Source organism: Actinomyces procaprae, assembly GCF_004798665.1.
In the GTDB taxonomy this organism is placed as follows: domain Bacteria; phylum Actinomycetota; class Actinomycetes; order Actinomycetales; family Actinomycetaceae; genus Actinomyces; species Actinomyces procaprae.
Genome location: NZ_CP039292.1, coordinates 2,331,276 through 2,345,022, shown reverse-complemented (window position 1 = coordinate 2,345,022; position 13,747 = coordinate 2,331,276). Strand labels below are relative to the sequence as shown.

The following is a 13,747-nucleotide window of genomic DNA, read 5'->3' as shown; positions in this document are numbered from 1 at the left end:
CAGGGTCGCCCGCCGCGCATTCACAGGCCGGTGGCGGACCACGCCTCGCACGCGGCACCGTTGGAGCAGCCGGCACCGGGCCGGCGCCCAACGCAAAGGAGCATTCCATGAGCCGCCAACTTGACCTCGTCGTGCAGGGCGTTCTCGGCACGAACCCCGCCGTCACCCGCACCTCCGCAGGACGCGCCTACTGCTACTTCCGCCTGGCCACGTCCCCCTCATACCGCACCTCCGATGGCTGGCAGGACGGGCGGACCATCTGGTTCACCGCCAAGGCATGGGGGCCGCTGGCCGAGAACCTCGGCCGCTCCCTGCACAAGGGCGATCCGGTGGTACTGGTCGGGCGCTTCACCCAGGAGAGCTGGTTCAAGGGCTCCGAGGAGTTCTTCACCAACGTGCTGACGGTCTCCTGCGGAGGCCATGACCTGACACGTGGGGAGACGCGCTTCATGCGCATCGTCCACCGGACCGATACCACTGAAGACGGCGAGACCGGCGCAGCGGGTGCCGAGGCGACCAGCTCATCCGGCTCGGCCGGCTCCCCGGTGTCGGCGCCCAGTGCGGACGAGGCCGCCCGCCCCGCACCGGCGTCGGCGACCGGAGTGGAGGACCCCTACCCGGCTCCCGCGCCGGGCACCGCCGGTCCTGCGGCGCAGGAGGAGCCAGTGCCGGTCATTCCGCCGACCATGACAGCCGCCGATGAGCCGGATCCACTGGAGTACATGCTCGCCGACGAGGAGGGCTGATCAAGTCTGGCGCGGCCTCGGTCTGCGCCGGGGCAGGTGCGCAGCCGCGCCGGGCATGGCGCTAGAGCACGCGGACGGCCAGATCCGCGGGGTGCGCGACGTCGAACACCTCAATCAGTGCTCGGGAGGCCATCGCGACCGCCTGCTGTGCCTGTGGCTTCGGCATCCTGCAGCGCAACCGCGTAGGTTCCTGCTCCCAGCCCAGCCCCGTCAGCGTCGTCGAGGCGTCCTCGGTGAGCAGTGCCCGCCGCTGCTCGTCCAGCATCGGCACGGTGAACGTGACCTCATCGGGAAGGCCGAAGGCCATTATTCGCGGCGGGACCGGTGAGGGTTCCGGGCGGCGCCGTCGGCGCAGAGCGCGTAGCGGGCCGGTGCCGGTACGGATGCGCACCACCGTGTCGGCGGTGACGATCGGCGCGGCGAGCGTCAGTTCCACCACGACGATGTCGATCAGATTGGCGCTTTGCAGCAGCTGCGTCAGCGAGGGGATGAAGCGGCTCCAGGAGCCGACGTCGACCTGGGGGGCGGTGCGCTTGCGGGCGCCGGCCGCGGCTGCGGGCTCGTCGCCGCAGGTGCGTGCGGTGGGGGAGTCGGGCGTTCCGTCGTCGGAGATGGTGCAGGGCATGCCGGAACGGTAGGTCGTCCGAGGCGGGCAGCGCCACACCACGACTCGGCGTGTCCGGGCGTGTCAACGCCGGGATTCCAAGCCTCACTGGTTACCGTGGCTTGCAGTCCCGGCGTGCCTGCGTCGGCTACGAGCAGGAAGCAGCTTCCCCATGATCCGATTCGACAACGTCTCCAAGGTGTACAAGCGCGGAGCCCGGCCCGCGCTCGATGACGTCTCCATTGAGATTGAGCGCGAGGAGTTCGTGTTCCTGGTGGGTGCCTCCGGCTCCGGCAAGTCGACCTTCCTGCGCCTGACCCTGCGGGAGGAGCGCCCCACCTCCGGCAGCATCCACGTGCTCGGCCGCGACCTGTCGCAGATCTCCAGCTGGAAGGTCCCCAAGCTGCGCCAGGAGATGGGCTTCGTCTTCCAGGACTTCCGCCTGCTGGAGAACAAGAACGTCTTCGAGAACATTGCCATCGCCTCCCAGGTGATCGGCAAGCCGCGCCACTACATCCTGTCGGCCGTGCCCGAGGCCCTGGAGCTGGTGGGACTGTCCGGCAAGGACAAGCGCCTGCCGCATGAGCTGTCCGGCGGTGAGCAGCAGCGAGTCGCCATTGCCCGCGCGATGGTCAATCGCCCCAAGCTGCTCCTGGCCGACGAGCCCACCGGAAACCTCGACCCCTCGACCTCCGTGGGCATCATGCGCCTGCTGGACCGCATCAACCGGCAGGGCACCACCGTGGTCATGGCCACCCACGACGACGAGATCGTCGACCAGATGCGCAAGCGCGTCATCGAGCTCAAGGCGGGCGAGGTCGTACGTGATCAGGCTCGCGGCGTGTACGGATCGGACCGTTGAGCCCGGCACCGCCGGCAGTGAGGACTGCGAGGGCTGTGAATCCCGCTAATCCCGTGAACGAGGTACTGAGGTAACCGCATGCGATTTCGTTTCATCGTCTCCGAGACCTTCAAGGGGCTCAGCCGCAACCTGGTCATGACCGTGTCGGTGATCCTGGTGTCCTTCGTGTCGCTGCTGTTCGTCGGCGCATCGGTGCTGCTGCAGAACCAGATCGCCGTGATGAAGGGGGACTGGTACGACAAGGTCGAGGTCAGCGTCTACATGTGTCCGCCGTCCTCCAACGCGGCGGCCTGCACCGAGGGCGAGGCCACGCAGGAGCAGATCGACGCCGTCGAGGACCTGGTCAACTCCGCCACGCTGTCCCCCTACATCGAGTCATACACGATCGAGTCTAAGGAGGACGCCTACAAGCGGTTCATGGACGCCTACGGGGAGTCGCGGATCGGCCGCAACGCCACCGAGGACATGATGCCCGTGTCCTTCCGCATCAAGCTCGTGGACCCGGAGAAGTACCAGGTGGTCGCCGAGCAGTTCACCGGTCGCGCCGGCGTCGAGCGCGTCATCGACCAGGGCGATACGCTCGAACCCCTGTTCGTGGTGATGAACCGGGTCTCCTGGATCACCGGTGGCTTGGCCGCCATCCTGGCGCTGACCGCGGTGCTGCTGATCTCCACCACCATCCGGCTGTCCGCCATGAGCCGCTCCAAGGAGACCGGCATCATGCGGCTGGTCGGCGCCTCTAACCTGTTCATCCAGCTTCCCTTCATGCTTGAGGGCGCCATCGCCGCCCTGATCGGTGCCATCGGCTCCGTGGCCGCGCTGTGGGCGCTGGTGCGCTACGTCGTCGTCGACTGGCTGGCCACCTCAGTGCAGTTCACCGCCTTCATCGGCACCGGTGACGTCCTGCGCCTGGCGCCCTGGCTGCTGCTCGCGGCGGTGGTCCTGGCCGTGGTCTCCTCCGCCTTCTCACTGTCGAAGTACACGAGGGTCTGATTCCCATGTTCTCAGTCCGATCCCCCCTCCAAGCTGGTTCCAGTCGGCGTCGCCGGGCGCGGCGGGCGCGGCGTGCCGTCGCGACTGCCGCGGCCCTGGTGCTGGCCGCAGCCCCCCTGTACGCCGGCGCGCAGGCCGACGAACGTCAGGACGCCGTCGACGACCAGGCCGCCGCCCAGCGCAAGCAGGCCGAGCTGGCCGCATCCCTGGAGGGGGTGTCGGCGGAGCTGGGACAGGCATACATCGAGCTGCAGAACGCGCAGGCGTCCCTGGACACCGCCCAGACCGAGCTCGACAGTGCCGAGGCCGTGCTGGCGCAGAAGGAGCGCGAGCAGCAGACCGCCGCCAACCGGCTGGCCGTGGCGGAGTCACAGCTGGCCACGCTCAAGGAGCAGGCGGAGCAGACTCAGACCACCGTTGATGAGAACACCACCTCCGTGGCCGACCTGGTGGTGGCCACCTATCAGGGCGACAGCGCGGTCACGTCCTGGACGTACGTGCTCGCCTCCGATTCGGTAGATGAGCTCACCGACCGCGCCTCCACCATGGAGATCGCCACTGGCGTGCAGGAGTCGGTGCTGTCCGCCGCCGAGCAGGAGCGCGTCCAGGCCGCCAACCGCCAGGCCCGTCAGGACGCCACCACCGAGCGCGTAAGCACGCTCAAGGCGGAGGCCGACGCCGCCAAGACGGCCGCCCAGACCGCCAAGGACACCGCCAAGACCAAGCGCGATGAGGTGGCCGCTCTGAAGGCGGAGAAGGCGACGGCAGCATCGAACCTGGAGTCGCAGAAGGCCGACCTGGAGAAGCAGCAGGCGCAGGCCGCCGCCGACGAGGAGGCCGCCGCCGCCAAGATCGCCGAGCTCGACGCCGCCAACCGGGCCTCCGCCGGCTACACGGGTTCGTCCTCGGGCGCGGGGGCGTCATCCTCCCTGGGGAGCGGGGCGATCGGGCACCCCATCGCCGGCCCCCTCATCGTCGCCTCCCCCTTCGGCTACCGGATCCACCCCATCACCGGGGAGCGGCGGTTGCACGCCGGCGTCGACCTGGTGGCCTCATCCGGCACGCCCCAGTACGCGGGAGTGGCCGGGACCGTCACGCATAACATCAATAGCTCCTGCGGTAATGGCGTCTTCATCAACGGCGGCGTCATCAACGGGCAGTCGGTGGTGCTCGCCTACTGCCACCTGTCCGCGATCTCTGTTCCCAATGGCGCCACCGTGACCCGCGGGCAGACCATCGGCCTTACGGGTATGACCGGTGGGGCCACCGGCCCGCACGTCCACTTCGAGGTGATCATTAACGGCACCGAGGTGGACCCCATGACCCTGCCCGGGTTCTGAGGGCCGGGCAGCGGTCTTGGCGACCGCCGTCGGCGGCAGTAGGATGCGACGCCGTGGCTTGACGGACCGGGACGAGGGAAGGGGACGCCGGTGGCCAAGAAGACCGAGGGGACCAAGAAGCTCACCCCGGCGGAGCGTGCCAAGGCCGCTGCCGCCGCGCATAAGACCATCGCCCGTAACCGCAGGGCGACGCATGACTACTTCATCGAGGACCGCTACGAGGCGGGCCTCGCCCTGACCGGCACCGAGGTCAAGGCCCTGCGCATGGGCCGGGCCTCCCTGACCGAGGCGTGGATCGAGATCGACCGCAACGGGGAGGCCTGGCTGCAGGGCGCCCACATCCCCGAATACCTGCAGGGCACCTGGAACAACCACTCCCCGCGCCGCAAGCGCAAGCTGCTGCTGCACCGCTCCGAACTGGACAAGCTCGCGCAGCGGGTGCAGGCCAAGGGCTACACGATCGTGCCCCTGGAGCTGTACTTCACCGGCGGACGCGTCAAGCTGGAGCTCGCGCTAGCCCGAGGCAAGCAGGACTGGGACAAGCGCCAGGCCCTGCGGGAGGCACAGGACAAGCGGGACGCGGCACGCGCCATGGCCTCCGCCAACCGGCGTCGCGGCTGAGGCGGGCGCCCCGGTTCTTCTACTGAGCGTGACGCCGCTTGCCGGTCGGCGGGGCACCAAGCGTCGTCGTCGGGCAGGGTGGGCCGACGACGAGCTGGGCGGGCCGATTTACCAGCGGTCGTGCACGTGAGCGCGGATGCGCCGGTCGTACAAGTCCTCCAGGGCTGCGTGCAGCTGCTCGCCCAGTGCGGGCAAGGCTGCTGCGGCGGCGTTGGCGCGGGCCTGCTCGGCACTGCGCGCGCCGGGGATCACCGTGGTCACGCCCGGCTGGTCGAGGATCCAGCGCAACGCCACCTGGGCGGGGGAGGCGGCTGCCGGGCCGAGCTCGCGGCACAGGGCGGTGAACTCCTGGGCGGCCTCGACGCCGACGCCGAAGGGCACGCCGGAGAAGGTCTCGCCGATGTCGAAGGCGGAGCCGTCGCGGTTGTAGTTGCGGTGGTCGGAGGCGGGGAAGGTGGTGTCCGCGGTGTAGCGGCCGGACAGCAGCCCGGAGGCCAGCGGCACGCGGGCGATGATCGCGGTGCCGGTGTCCTGCGCCGTCGGCAGCACCTGCTCCAGCGGCTTGCGGCGCAGGACATTGAGGATGATCTGCACGCTGGCGCAGCCGGGGCGGCGCATGGCTGCCAAGGCCTGGGCGCAGGTCTCCACGCTGACCCCGTAGGCGCGGATGCGACCCTCCGCCACCATTTCTTCCAGCCAGTCCCAGGTGCGTTCGGCGGAGATGACCTCGCTGGGCGGGCAGTGCAGCTGCACCAGGTCGATCGTGTCCACGTCCAGGTTCTGCCGGGAGCGGTCATTCCAGGCCCGGAAGGCCTCGCGCGTGTAGTTGTCGGGTACTTGCTCGACTCGTCGGCCCATCTTGGTGGCAATGGTGAGTCCGGCGTCGGGGTGGGCGGCGGCGAAGGCGCCGACGAGGCGCTCGGAGCGGCCGTCGCCGTAGACGTCGGCGGTGTCGATGAATGTGACACCGGCGTCGAGCGCCGCCTGCAGCGTGGCGGTGGCGTCGGCGGCGGTGACCTCACCCCAGTCGGTGCCGAGCTGCCAGGTGCCGATGCCGACGACGGAGATGTCGCGGTCCAGGGCGGGGAACGGGCGGGTCTCCATGACGGGCCTCCTTCGATGATGACACGGTGCCGACAGCGTACCGGGAACTAGTGGTTCTGTAAAACAAAAACCGTGGCGAAGGTCTCGTGCGCCGGGGGAGCGGCGGAGGTATCCTTTAGTTGCTGAGCTTTCAGCGTGTTCCCGACCGGAGCTCCGGACGGGGAGAACTCAACAGGGGATGATCGGTTTCGACGACGGTCGTGGATTCAGGAGAAGCGGGTCGAGGATGCACAGTCATCTCGTCAACGCTCTGTGCAAACCTATAGGTGCCGATAAGACTCGCGCCGACTTCGTCCTCGTCGCCTGACGAGAGCCGAAGTTCGCCAGCCCGGGGGTGCTTCCGACCCGGTTCCTGGCGTCATCTAGGAAGCCACTGCTGAGGTCCCATGCCACCGGGGGCCTCAGGACACTTTGGTGGCTGAGCCCGTCGGCGTCCTTGTTCGCGTGAGACGCCGGGGCTGAGAAAAGCAGTAGCGAACTGCACCCGGAGAAGTCCTGTTGCATTGCCGTCGGACCGGGGTTCGATTCCCCGCATCTCCACTATCCGTTGGGATACCAACGAAAAGCCTCCCGCGAACCCCCTGTGGGTACATGGTGGGTACAATGAGAATGGGCAACACGGCATGGGCGCGCCTGAACAGGAAGGCCCCAAGCCATGACCACTCCCACCCTCCCCGCCGCCGCTGCCCGCCGTGCCCTCGCCCGCGCGGTCATCGTCCGCCCCGGTGACGTCACCGGCGGCGAGATCCAGCGCCTCTTCGGCCCCGGCGCAGATCTGGAAGTACGCCGGGCGCCCCTTTGCTACCTCGGGGACGCCGGCCGCCTCGGGCGCACCTACTGCGACGCCGCCACAGTCCACCTACAGGCCGGGCGCGCCGCCGTCGTCGAGGTCGCCTACCACCTGCCCACCGCTCTGCTCGAGTGGGTCGCCGCCGGGGCGCTGAATCGTCCCGGGTTTGATGGAGGCGGTGAACGCACGGAAGGATCACTGCCGGAAGTGCTACCCGTGGAAGTATCCCGAGGAGTTGTGAGAGCGGGCAACCCGGATGGGGTGTGCAGGGCCCCGCCAGGACCCGACAGACACGGGGAACGAACCTGGAGGATCCCCGAGGAGCTGGACGTATACCCCGGGGCGCTGCGCACCTGGGGCACAGGAGGCCGAGATCGACGCAGGCGCCAGCCCGGGAACCACCACATCTGATGCCGAGCGGATCAGGCAGCTTGAGACCGAAATCCGCGAGCTGCGCAGGGCTAACGCGATCCGAAGGGGTGCATCGCCTTTCTTCGCGGCGGATCCAGGACGCCCATCCCGCTGATCTGTGAGTACATCGACTCCCGTAAAGAGTTCGGGGCCTGTGCCGGCACTGCCACGTCCTGACCGCCTCAGGCATGAAGATCGCCCCGAGCACCACGTGTGCAGCCAAGTCCCGTCCCCCATCAGCAAGGGCGGTGTGATGGCGCTTTCAAGGCCGAGATCATGAGGGTGCATGAGAACAACTATTGTGTTCTGGGCGCCAGGAAGATGCATGCGATGCTCAACCGGCCTGAGGAGTCTGAGCGTCATGGGCCGGGGCATGTCGCCCGCTGTACCGTGGAGAGGCTTATGCGGGCCATGAGCATGCACGGCATCCGCCACGCCAAATCACCACGCACCACGCGCAGCGCTCCCAAGGAGCAGTACCCCGCAGACCTGACGGGCAGACACTTCAGCGCTTTCCTGCCCAACGAGCTGTGGGCCTGTGGACATTCCCCACTTCGTGGGAAGTACCCCACTTACGTACGCACCCCGTAAGGCTGGGGGGGGGTACGTCGCCTTCGCCCGCTGACGTGTGCTCGCGGCGGATCATTGGGTGGCAGACTTCTACGAGCTTGTACACCGCCCTGGCCCAGGGGCGCCCTACGCATGGGTATCTGGCAGCGAAGGCGAGAAGAAGCCGACCTTACCGGCCTGGTTCATCACACGCGGCCGGGTGCGGCTGTACCGGGCGACCCGTTGCGGGCAGGACCTATCCGACGGCGACGCGGTCGCCTCGGTGGGCTCCAAGGGCGACTCATACGACAACGCGCTGGCCGAGGTCCTCAACTCGCTCTACAAGGCCGAGCTCATCCGCAACCGCCACTACCTCGACGCCCACGGCCCCTGGGAGGGCATCTACGACGCCCGTGTTCGCTACCGCCGAGTGGGTGCACTGGTTCAACAACACCCGCCCCCGCTCCACCATCGGCATGCACGCCCCCATCGAGCACGAGCAGGCCTACACCCCACCACCACAAGAAGACACCAACACCATCGCCGAGGCCATGGACGTCGGCGAGCAGACCACCACCAGCCACCCCCAGCCGGCAAGTGCAGTCACCAGACAAGACACCCTCCACAAAACCCGGGGCTTGACACGAAGACTCGTCTAAAATCAGAGTATGGGCAGCATTCCTGGGTACTTCGAGTGGGATGACGATACGCTGATGCCGGGGCGCAGGAAAGAAGGCGGCCTTCATCAGAATCTGTTTGATGCTGACGGCAATCTGAGGGGGCATGCGCGTTTTGTTCCAAAAGAAGATTTTGATAATGGCATATTCGATGTTACGGATCAGGTCTACGTGCCCACAGAAGAGCGTCGTCTATCTCCAGAGCAGCAGGAACTGGCTGAATTCATCGGTGAGGTTCTGGCTCAGCTTCTTGAAAACGGAATTGAGCTCGCGAAACCACATGTTCGGCAATGGTGGCAAGACTCTGTGCGCCCTTTCGTCGGGAAGCAGCGTGAGAAGCTCGCACGTCTTCGTCCGGGACAGGGATCTAGGGCTGAGGCAAGTCAACCGGAATCAGAAGTTCCAGAGGGAAATCCGCAAGTAACCTCTCCTGGCTCAGATATCGTAGCATCGTCAGGTCTGAAAATGGCTAGGGCGGAGGCGCAGGCTCGTTACTTGGCGGCTATGGCGGCTGAGGCGTTCAGTAGAGAACAACTTTCTCTAGTCAGGAGTGCCGAGATCGTTGAGGCTGACAATGCTGATGAGAGTGAACTCTTGATCGGTCAGTTGTCGCCAGAGCAAGTCCGTGGCCTTTTGGTTCGGATGACAAGTAACCCGAGGCTGCTCTGTGACGATTCGTTGGCTGATCTGGCCAGTGCTCTCTCGGCAATCTCGGTGGAAAACCCCGAAGTCGGCGTAGGTGCGGAGACGTCTGACAGATGGTCTTCCTGATGCTGCACAGATGGCTTCGGTCGTTGGAGCGTGTCGCGTATTCCGTGGCGAAGTACCCGGTGCGAGGGGCCGCCCTGCGACGTCTATTGGTTTCCTAGGTGATTGATTCCAAGGGGGTGGGGTCGGCGTGGGGGCTGGAGAGGGCCCACGGGCGGGGCTCTGCGGCCGCGCTGAGCACGGACAGGGGTCAAGACCTGGGCGCAGCGCGAGGGACGGGCCACCGGCGGCTACCGGTTGGACGACTACTCGCGCGTGGTCTACTCCGAGATCCTTGACGACCAGCCCAAGTAGGCCACCGCCGGCTTGTGGCGGCGCGCGGCCGTGTTCTTCGCCTCCATCAGCGTGAGTGTGCAGGCGCTGATGACCGACATTGGGTCCTGCTACCGCTCCCAGGCCTTCGCCCAGGCCCTGGTTGAAGACGTGGCGCACAAACGCCCCGCCCCTACCGGCCACAGACCAACGACAAGGTCGAGCGCTTCAACCGCATCGTGATTAGCCAGTGAGCCCACGCACGCACCCACACCAGCTAGACCAAGCGCGAGACCGCCTACACGCAGTGGCTCCACACCTACACTCATCGCCGACCCCCGCGTCGCCCTCGATGTCCATACCCCCGCTGACCGCGTTCACAACATCCCAGGGAAGTACGGTTTGGTGCGGGAGCGCCTCCCGCGGCAGACGCCGGCCGCGAAACACCCTGCGAACGCCGTCGGCCAGGCGCTCTGGGCTATTGTCGGCGCCCATTCAATGAACAACGAGCTCATCCGGGCCGACCGCCCGGTCTCCGCCGCATCGCTCCAACGCGATCCCGAATCACAAGCAATACGCTCACACAGGCAAGTCCGAGGGTTGACCCTGACACGGTGTGAGGGCCCATGGTTGACCCATGGCCGAGACCACGAATCTCATGACGATCGGCGAGTTCAGCTCATTGACTCGCCTGTCGGTACGCATGCTGCGCCACTACGACGCTCACGGCGTGCTCGTGCCCGCCGACGTCGACCCGTGGACGGGATACCGCCGCTATGCGCCGCACCAGCTGCGCGACGCCGCGGACATCCGGAACCTGCGCGATGTCGGATTCGGCGTCTCCGCCATCTCCGCCCTGCTCGCCGCCCGCGGCACCCCGGCATGGTCGGCTGCGCTGGAGCTCCAGCGCGAGGCCGTCATCGAGGAGACGCGCGCCGCCCAGGCTCGGCTGGCTCTCATTAATCGCCTCATCGAAGGAGGAACCAGCATGTCCATCACTGTCGAGCGCCGCACCATTGAGGCAATGACCATCGTCGCTCTGCGCGACGTCGTCCCCACCTACGCCGACGAGCACCTTCTCTGGGCCCGCATGATGCCGGAGATCGCCCGGCAGGGCATCACGCCCATCGGAGCGTGCGGAGTGATCGAGCACGACGCCGAGTTCACCGAGCGCGACGTCGACGAGGAGATCTTCCTGCCGGTCGCACCCGGAACGACGGCCGCGGCCCCGCTGCAGATTCACGAGCTTCCGGCTCGGGACTGCCTCGTGGCCCACGTGGTAGGGCCGTACGACCAGATCACCGAGGCACACGACCGGCTGGCCACCCGGATCGCTGCGGAGGGGCTGACGCCGCTGGATGACGGCACCCGCCCGAGCAAGTCCTTCAACCTCTACCTCACGACGCCGGACCAGGTGCCGGCAGACCAGCTCGTAACCGAGGTGTGCATTCCGCTGGGCTGAGCACGCAGTCGCGCAGAACCGAAGCTCCTACCGGAACACGGCGATACGCCTCGTCGGCGAGGTGCCCACTGGGCCCGCTGCCGGCGAGGCGAATCGCCGTGGCGCAAAGCCCCGTGGCCCAGGTGGGCGGAGCAGTCGGTATTCGTGTCGGACCGTTGTGCGACGATGCCCGCATGGAGAACAACTACCTGGAAGCAATGGGGCTTCTGCCTGACTGGCGGGCAACCTACGACCTGCTGCCGCTGCCTGCGATGATGGGCCTGCCGCGCAACGATCACTTCAACCACATCGTGGTCTACGCCGACGATTCGGGGGCCAACATCTGCCTGTTCGAGACGGCGGAGGGAAGCTCGCGAGAGTCGCTCACCGTGGTCGGTCCGGCGCGTGTGAGCGTCGAGGGCTGGCAGGTCGTTCCGGGCGTCGCCTATCTCAGCGTCCTCTACGAGGATGGCGAGGAGATGACTCGCCTGCTGATTTGGGTCGATGACCCGCACATGTATCCGGTGCACGGGGTTGAGGCTGACGGCACGGTCGCCCGCTTCCACGACTACCGGGTCGGTGCGATCGCCGTGGATGTCGAGGTGTTCGACTCGGAGGAGGACTGGAAGCAGGTCCAGACGCCGATCAGCATGAAGGACTCACCGGCAAAGAGGATGGACGAAGGCCTGCCCGACGAGGTCTACATCGGCCCGCGGTTCGTCGCTAGCCCCTGGCTGTTCGCGCTCTACAGCGGCGAGGCCGGGCCGGAAGACGTCAGCCCCATCGGCATGCTGAAGGCCGTTTGCAATGAGGTGACGATCGTGACGAACCGCCTCACTGGAAACCAGTGGTACAAGGTCGATGCCGATTGTGGATTCCCCATCACGCTGGGGCTGCCTATCGACACAACACCTGCGCCGCACCCCGGGAGCGTGGTGGATGGCAAGGCGTTTCTCACGGGTACGACGGGATTCTGGCTATCCGACAACCAGGACCTGTTTGCGTAGTGCCTTGTGGGACAAGAGCCGTAGCGTCGGCGGATCGAGAGGTCCGCAACGACTGCCGGTGAGCTCGTCCTGTCTTGGTCCAGCCGCTCGGACTGGTCCGCCCGGGTGCGCCGGGCCGGCCCTGGTCGAGGGCGACTCAGTCGAGGTGCTTGTTGAGGTGGTCGCGGTATGCGACGAGGTCTGCCTCGATGTTGGGGTTCTTGAAGATGTCGAAGATGGCGAACTCGGGCAGTACCTCGAAGCCGCAGAAGCGGAAGGTGCAGGTGATGTCGCTGAGCATGTCCGCCAGCGAACGCCCCTGGAACGTCGGGTTGGACGGCGCATCGAACGCCTCGCGCGGTGCGTTCCACGTGGTACAGATGAGCACCTTACGCGGTGCCATCAGTCCGCCTGAGCCGTACGGCTTGGTCGGGTCCTTGCGCGTGCGGCCGTCTCCGGTCAGGAAGGTCTGATCGTGCAGACCGACGTTGAACACCTCGTCGGTGTACTTCTTCCAGATCCACGGAGCGGAGAACCAGTTGATGGGAGTCTGCACGACGACGACGTCGGCGTCGAGCATCTTCTGAGCCTCTGCGGCGGGGTCATAGCCGTCGGCGATCCTGGTCTCGGTGACCTCGTCGCCACGGGCCTCGAAGAACTCCTTCGCGACGGCGTGCGCGGAAGCGTTGAGCGCGCCCTCCGACCAGTTGGGGTAGGGCAGGTGAGCGTTGATCAGCAGTGCTTTCATGGGTACCTTTCCCTTCAAACAGAGGGTGTGTCGAGTCTGAGTTGGGCTCGATGGAGCGTATAACCGACAAGGTGTCGGTTGCAACTCAAGGGGGGACGCATGGGAAATGTGAGGGCCAGGACGGATGCGGAGGTTGCCGCACGCAGAGCAGAGATACTCGACGCGACGGCCGCGCTGCTGGCCGAGCAGGAGTACGAGTCCGTCACCCTGGCCGCAATAGCCAAGAAGTGCTCGATCGCGCGCCCATCCGTGTATCACTACTACGCCACGAAGGAGGAGGTCTATCTCGACCTGATGCGGCGCGAGTATGCCGCATGGGCGACAGAGATACGCGTGAGGTTCAAGGGGAGGATGGGACGAGAGAAGTTCTGCCGCGAGCTCGCCGAGTCGCTGCTCGGCCGCCGACTCATTCTGCAGCTCCTTGCTATCAACGACGCCTCCCTGCGCAGCAAATGCGGCGACGAGGCCATCATGGACTTCCAGCGCGACATCCACCCCTTCTTCGTCGAGCTCGCCGAGGTTCTGCGCAAGCAGTTCCCCAATGCGGTGGAGTCCGAGCGTGAAATGTTCCGGACCCAGCTCACGATGTACAGCTACAGCATCTACCCCTTGCTTAGCTACCCGGAGGGATTCGTGGGACAGGTCGGGCGGATGAATCTGTACGGCGAGGTGGCGCCGATTGAGGATCTGGTGACGAAAGGTCTCATGCTCCTCAGTGTCGAATTGCGCTAGTCGAGGAACTCGGCGTTGAAGGCGGCGTCACGAGCCTTTGCGAGCTTCCTGGTCGCCTGATCTCTGTGTTTCCCGCGGCGGCCATATAACCCGGTAAATCCGGCCTACCAGTACGGTCGCCGC

At 66.4% G+C, this 13,747-nt stretch carries 15 protein-coding genes and 1 other RNA gene; 13 read left to right on the top strand and 3 right to left on the bottom strand.

What is annotated here, in order from left to right; translation table 11 throughout:
* Window positions 1–107 precede the first annotated feature (107 nt).
* Window positions 108–746 carry a single-stranded DNA-binding protein gene (ssb, locus tag E4J16_RS09500; RefSeq protein WP_136313847.1) on the top strand — a complete coding sequence of 213 codons (639 nt, stop codon included), beginning with the start codon at window positions 108–110 and terminating at the stop codon, window positions 744–746.
* Window positions 747–807: 61 nt separating this feature from the next.
* On the opposite strand, the gene E4J16_RS15115 is transcribed toward ssb, so the two are convergent.
* On the bottom strand, window positions 808–1,371 hold the full coding sequence (locus E4J16_RS15115; RefSeq protein WP_168709482.1) for a TY-Chap domain-containing protein: 564 nt from the start codon (window positions 1,369–1,371) through the stop codon (window positions 808–810).
* Window positions 1,372–1,522: 151 nt separating this feature from the next.
* Here E4J16_RS15115 and ftsE point away from each other — a divergent pair, with 151 nt between their 5' ends.
* The 4 genes from ftsE to smpB all read left to right on the top strand — a co-directional run bounded on the left by ftsE (window position 1,523) and on the right by smpB (window position 5,166).
* Window positions 1,523–2,212: a cell division ATP-binding protein FtsE gene (ftsE, locus tag E4J16_RS09485; protein ID WP_136192403.1), complete on the top strand. Its 690-nt coding sequence runs from the start codon at window positions 1,523–1,525 to the stop codon at window positions 2,210–2,212.
* A gap of 78 nt (window positions 2,213–2,290) precedes the next feature.
* On the top strand, window positions 2,291–3,205 hold the full coding sequence (ftsX, locus tag E4J16_RS09480; protein WP_136192402.1) for a permease-like cell division protein FtsX: 915 nt from the start codon (window positions 2,291–2,293) through the stop codon (window positions 3,203–3,205).
* A 5-nt stretch (window positions 3,206–3,210) separates the two neighbouring features.
* A complete protein-coding gene (locus tag E4J16_RS09475; protein WP_136192401.1) occupies window positions 3,211–4,545 on the top strand; it encodes a peptidoglycan DD-metalloendopeptidase family protein in 1,335 nt (444 codons plus the stop codon).
* A 90-nt stretch (window positions 4,546–4,635) separates the two neighbouring features.
* On the top strand, window positions 4,636–5,166 hold the full coding sequence (gene smpB / locus E4J16_RS09470) for an SsrA-binding protein SmpB (RefSeq protein ID WP_136192400.1): 531 nt from the start codon (window positions 4,636–4,638) through the stop codon (window positions 5,164–5,166).
* Between the two features lie 108 nt (window positions 5,167–5,274).
* On the opposite strand, the gene E4J16_RS09465 is transcribed toward smpB, so the two are convergent.
* Window positions 5,275–6,270, bottom strand: a complete 996-nt coding sequence (locus E4J16_RS09465) for an aldo/keto reductase (protein WP_136192399.1) — start codon at window positions 6,268–6,270, stop codon at window positions 5,275–5,277.
* 174 nt (window positions 6,271–6,444) lie between these two features.
* On the opposite strand from E4J16_RS09465, the gene ssrA reads away from it, so the two are divergent.
* The 7 genes from ssrA (at window position 6,445) to E4J16_RS09430 (ending at window position 12,165) form a co-directional block, all read left to right on the top strand.
* Window positions 6,445–6,813: a transfer-messenger RNA gene (gene ssrA, locus E4J16_RS09460) on the top strand.
* Between the two features lie 112 nt (window positions 6,814–6,925).
* Window positions 6,926–7,471, top strand: a complete 546-nt coding sequence (locus tag E4J16_RS09455) for a hypothetical protein (protein ID WP_136313845.1) — start codon at window positions 6,926–6,928, stop codon at window positions 7,469–7,471.
* Window positions 7,472–7,684: 213 nt separating this feature from the next.
* Window positions 7,685–8,062, top strand: a complete 378-nt coding sequence (locus E4J16_RS16260) for an IS3 family transposase (RefSeq protein ID WP_420809309.1) — start codon at window positions 7,685–7,687, stop codon at window positions 8,060–8,062.
* Between the two features lie 371 nt (window positions 8,063–8,433).
* On the top strand, window positions 8,434–8,679 hold the full coding sequence (locus tag E4J16_RS09445; RefSeq protein ID WP_136313844.1) for a hypothetical protein: 246 nt from the start codon (window positions 8,434–8,436) through the stop codon (window positions 8,677–8,679).
* 9 nt (window positions 8,680–8,688) lie between these two features.
* Window positions 8,689–9,468 (top strand): hypothetical protein, encoded by a 780-nt coding sequence (locus E4J16_RS09440; protein WP_136313843.1) that lies wholly within the window; start codon window positions 8,689–8,691, stop codon window positions 9,466–9,468.
* Between the two features lie 886 nt (window positions 9,469–10,354).
* Window positions 10,355–11,179: a MerR family transcriptional regulator gene (locus E4J16_RS09435; protein ID WP_136313842.1), complete on the top strand. Its 825-nt coding sequence runs from the start codon at window positions 10,355–10,357 to the stop codon at window positions 11,177–11,179.
* Between the two features lie 173 nt (window positions 11,180–11,352).
* Complete coding sequence (locus E4J16_RS09430) at window positions 11,353–12,165, top strand: hypothetical protein (RefSeq protein ID WP_136313841.1); 813 nt, start codon at window positions 11,353–11,355, stop codon at window positions 12,163–12,165.
* Window positions 12,166–12,301: 136 nt separating this feature from the next.
* Here the strand turns inward: E4J16_RS09430 and E4J16_RS09425 are convergent, their stop codons facing one another.
* Window positions 12,302–12,892 carry an NAD(P)H-dependent oxidoreductase gene (locus tag E4J16_RS09425; RefSeq protein WP_136192387.1) on the bottom strand — a complete coding sequence of 197 codons (591 nt, stop codon included), beginning with the start codon at window positions 12,890–12,892 and terminating at the stop codon, window positions 12,302–12,304.
* Between the two features lie 99 nt (window positions 12,893–12,991).
* On the opposite strand from E4J16_RS09425, the gene E4J16_RS09420 reads away from it, so the two are divergent.
* A complete protein-coding gene (locus E4J16_RS09420; protein WP_136313840.1) occupies window positions 12,992–13,624 on the top strand; it encodes a TetR/AcrR family transcriptional regulator in 633 nt (210 codons plus the stop codon).
* Window positions 13,625–13,747 lie beyond the last annotated feature (123 nt).